This is a genomic window from Dankookia rubra (assembly GCF_004355005.1).
In the GTDB taxonomy this organism is placed as follows: Bacteria; Pseudomonadota; Alphaproteobacteria; order Acetobacterales; family Acetobacteraceae; genus Paracraurococcus; species Paracraurococcus ruber_A.
Genome location: NZ_SMSJ01000448.1, coordinates 1 through 214, shown reverse-complemented (window position 1 = coordinate 214; position 214 = coordinate 1). Strand labels below are relative to the sequence as shown.

General features: G+C 71.5%; 1 pseudogene. It reads left to right on the top strand.

The features are described from left to right. Positions 1-214 (top strand): annotated as a pseudogene (locus E2C06_RS37205) (IS5-like element ISMex42 family transposase); the annotation flags it as partial.

The following is a 214-nucleotide window of genomic DNA, read 5'->3' as shown; positions in this document are numbered from 1 at the left end:
CATGGCCTTCCTCGATGGCACCTCGATCCGCGCCCACCAGAAGGCGGCGGGGGCGGCCAAAAAGCCGACACTCCGGCGCAGCGGAGCGCAGGTGAGGCGCTTGGCCGTTCTCGCGGCGGCTATGGCACCAAGGCCTGCGTGATCGCCGACGGGACAGGCCGCGCGGTTGCCTTTGCTCTCGCGCCGGGCCAGGCGCACGAACTGCCCCATGCCA